At 69.2% G+C, this 2,524-nt stretch carries 3 protein-coding genes and 2 pseudogenes; 4 read left to right on the top strand and 1 reads right to left on the bottom strand.

The genetic code is table 11. From position 1 onward, the window contains the following. The coding region (locus IE275_RS46735; RefSeq protein ID WP_268255377.1) for an MMPL family transporter at positions 1–258 on the top strand (258 nt) is incomplete at its 5' end. On the opposite strand, the pseudogene IE275_RS45610 reads toward IE275_RS46735, so the two are convergent. After that, positions 188–385 (bottom strand): annotated as a pseudogene (locus IE275_RS45610) (transposase); the annotation flags it as partial. The gene IE275_RS46735 and the pseudogene IE275_RS45610 overlap by 71 nt on opposite strands. Before the next feature lie 83 nt (positions 386–468). Here IE275_RS45610 and IE275_RS45605 point away from each other — a divergent pair. The 3 genes and pseudogenes from IE275_RS45605 to IE275_RS45595 form a co-directional block, all read left to right on the top strand. Continuing rightward, positions 469–909, top strand: a complete 441-nt coding sequence (locus IE275_RS45605) for an MFS transporter (protein ID WP_229871460.1) — start codon at positions 469–471, stop codon at positions 907–909. Positions 910–1,108: 199 nt separating this feature from the next. Then, positions 1,109–2,141, top strand: a pseudogene (locus IE275_RS45600) (ABC transporter substrate-binding protein); the annotation flags it as partial. Positions 2,142–2,204: 63 nt separating this feature from the next. Next, on the top strand, positions 2,205–2,524 hold a 320-nt coding region (locus IE275_RS45595; protein WP_189718597.1), incomplete at its 3' end, for a transposase.

Below are 2,524 nucleotides of genomic sequence, written 5' to 3'. Positions count from 1 at the left end.
AGGCACCGGGAGTACCTCGCGCGCGGGCTCGATCCCCGCGAGGCGGCCGGACGAGCAGTGGCCACGGCGGGGCGGCCGGTGGTCTTCGCCGGCGGCACCGTCGTCGTATCGATCCTCGGCATGGCGGTCGCGAACGTACCGTGCATGACGGTGGGCGGGCTCGTCGTCTCCATCGTCGTCCTGACCGGCTGCAGGCCGGTTCGAGCAGGCCCTGGTGCAGGTCAGCGCGTCGTTGATAGCGGGTGCGGAGCCGTTTGAACGGGTGGTGCCAGGCGAAGGCGTGCTCGACGACCCAGCGCACCTTGCCCAGTCCGGAGCCGTGGGCGACGCCGCGTCGGGCGATCAGCGTTTTGATGCCGCGCTTCCACGGCAGGCGGCGGTACTTGCGGCGTCGAGCCGAGGCCTGCACGGACGTCCCCGCCGCAGGCCCCGACGCCTGTACGCCGACCGGGGCCACGACGTCGACACGTGGGTTCGCCCACAGCCGGCGGAAACGCCTACCGCCGTGCGGGCGTGGCCTTTCTCGTCTCCTGTTCACTGATCTCCCTGTCGGGCGGCATACCGGCACGGGCCGCCTCGACAGTGCTCCTCACCGCGGTAGTGATCCACACCGTCGGCGAGCTGTGGCACTCCGCCGCCGCCTTCGAGGTGTCCTTCGCCCTCGCCCCACGGCACGCCACCGGCCAGTACCTCGGCGTGTTCGGCCTGGGTACCGGACTGGCCGACGCCCTCGGACCGGCGTTGCTCATTTCACTGTGCATCACCTGGGGCCGCCCGGGGTGGTACGTCGTGGGAGCCCCGTTCGCGCTGACAGGCCTGGCGGCACCACTCGCCGTTCGCTGGGCCCTACGCCACCAGCGTGCCGGGCAGACGCGGCCCGACGTCATGGAAAAGGCACAAGCTGCTTGAGCGCCCGAGGCTCGGAGTCCCCTTCGCCCCGGGAGCGCCGAAGCATTCGTCGTCCCCTTGCACCGAGGACTTAGTCATCTCTATCGGCACATAGCCACCGCTCTCCCCGAGGGGTGGACTGTTACGGGAGCTCACCGGGTAGCCCCTTGTCGCAAATTGATCGCAGGAGCAGTTAGTTCGCAGCAAGGGTGTGAGGCTGATGACGACCCTCCGGATACGAAGCGCCGCCGTCGCGGCGGCGGTTACGCTGACCGGGGCTCGCCGCCTGTTCGGCGCCCAGCAGCGGTGCAGCAGACCGCACGCCCGCCACCTCCGTGGTGATCGGGGTCGGGTCCGAGCCGGACACCCTCAGCCCGCTGCTCTGCTACGGCAAGGACGGCAACTCCAAGCTCTTCGACGGCCTGTTGGCCAGGGACGCCGACCTGAAGCTCGTCCCCGCCCTGGCGAAGGCGCTGCCTCAGGTCGCCGACGACGGGCTCACCTACACCTAGGCCCTACGGGAGGGCGTCGAGTTCAGCGACGGTGAGCCGCTGACGGCGGCCGACGTGCTCTTCACCTACCGGACCGTGCTGGACGAGAAGACCAACAACACCTCCCGCAGCGAACTGGACGCCATCAAGGAGGTCCGGGCCGACGGCGACGACAATGTCGTCTTCACGCTGAAGTACCCCTACGCGCCCTTCGCCGGGCGCACCGTGCTGCCCATCGTCCCCGAGCACATGGCCGGCGAGCAGGACCCCAACACCGGCTCGTTCAACACCGAGCCGGTGGGCACCGGACCGTACGTCCTCTCCTCCTGGAGCAAGGGCGAGAAGCTCACCTTCAAGGCGAACCCGAAGTACTGGGGCGGCGCACCGAAGGTGAAGACGCTCACCATGGCGGTCATCGCGGACGACAACGTCCGCGCCACCCGGCTGCGCTCCGGCGACCTGGACGGCGCGGTCCTCCCGCCCAACCTCGCCGCCACCTTCAAGGGCGACGCCGGCCGGAAGACGTACGACGCGAAGTCCTACGACTTCCGGACCGTCACCCTCCCCCAGGAGAAGAAGGTGACCGCCGACCTCGCGATACGCCAGGCGCTCGACGCCGCGGTGGACCGCAAGGCCATGCTCGACAAGATCCTCGACGGCGCGGGACGGCCGGCGTACGGGCCGCTGCCCGTCGACGACCCCTGGTTCTCCCAGAGCATCGAGCGCGACCAGGACATCGGCAGAGCCCGGCGGATCCTCGATAACTGGCTCTAACAAAAGCGGTTGATCATGCGACTGTCGGCTTGATCGCTCGTTGATGAGGGCATGGGGAAGCGTCAGTCGCGGCCGTGGATCGTGTCGGACGAACTGTGGTCGCTCATCGAGCCGTTGCTGCCCGAACCGCCGCCGAAGCGGGTCGAGGGCCGGCCGCGGGTGCCCGACCGGCAGGCCCTGTGCGGGATGCTGTTCGTCCTCCATACCGGGATCCAGTGGGAGTACCTGCCCCAGGAGCTCGGCTTCGGCTCGGGCATGACCTGCTGGCGCCGGCTGGCCGCCTGGAACGAGGCCGGCGTCTGGGACCAGCTCCATCAGCTGCTACTGAACAGGCTCAGGTCGAAGAACCAACTGGACTGGTCTCGGGCGGT

It is taken from the genome of Streptomyces phaeofaciens (genome assembly GCF_014648915.1).
GTDB classification, from domain to species: Bacteria; Actinomycetota; Actinomycetes; order Streptomycetales; family Streptomycetaceae; genus Streptomyces; species Streptomyces phaeofaciens.
The sequence above is the reverse complement of the archived record's forward strand: the minus strand, read 5'-3'. Positions and strand labels throughout refer to the sequence as shown.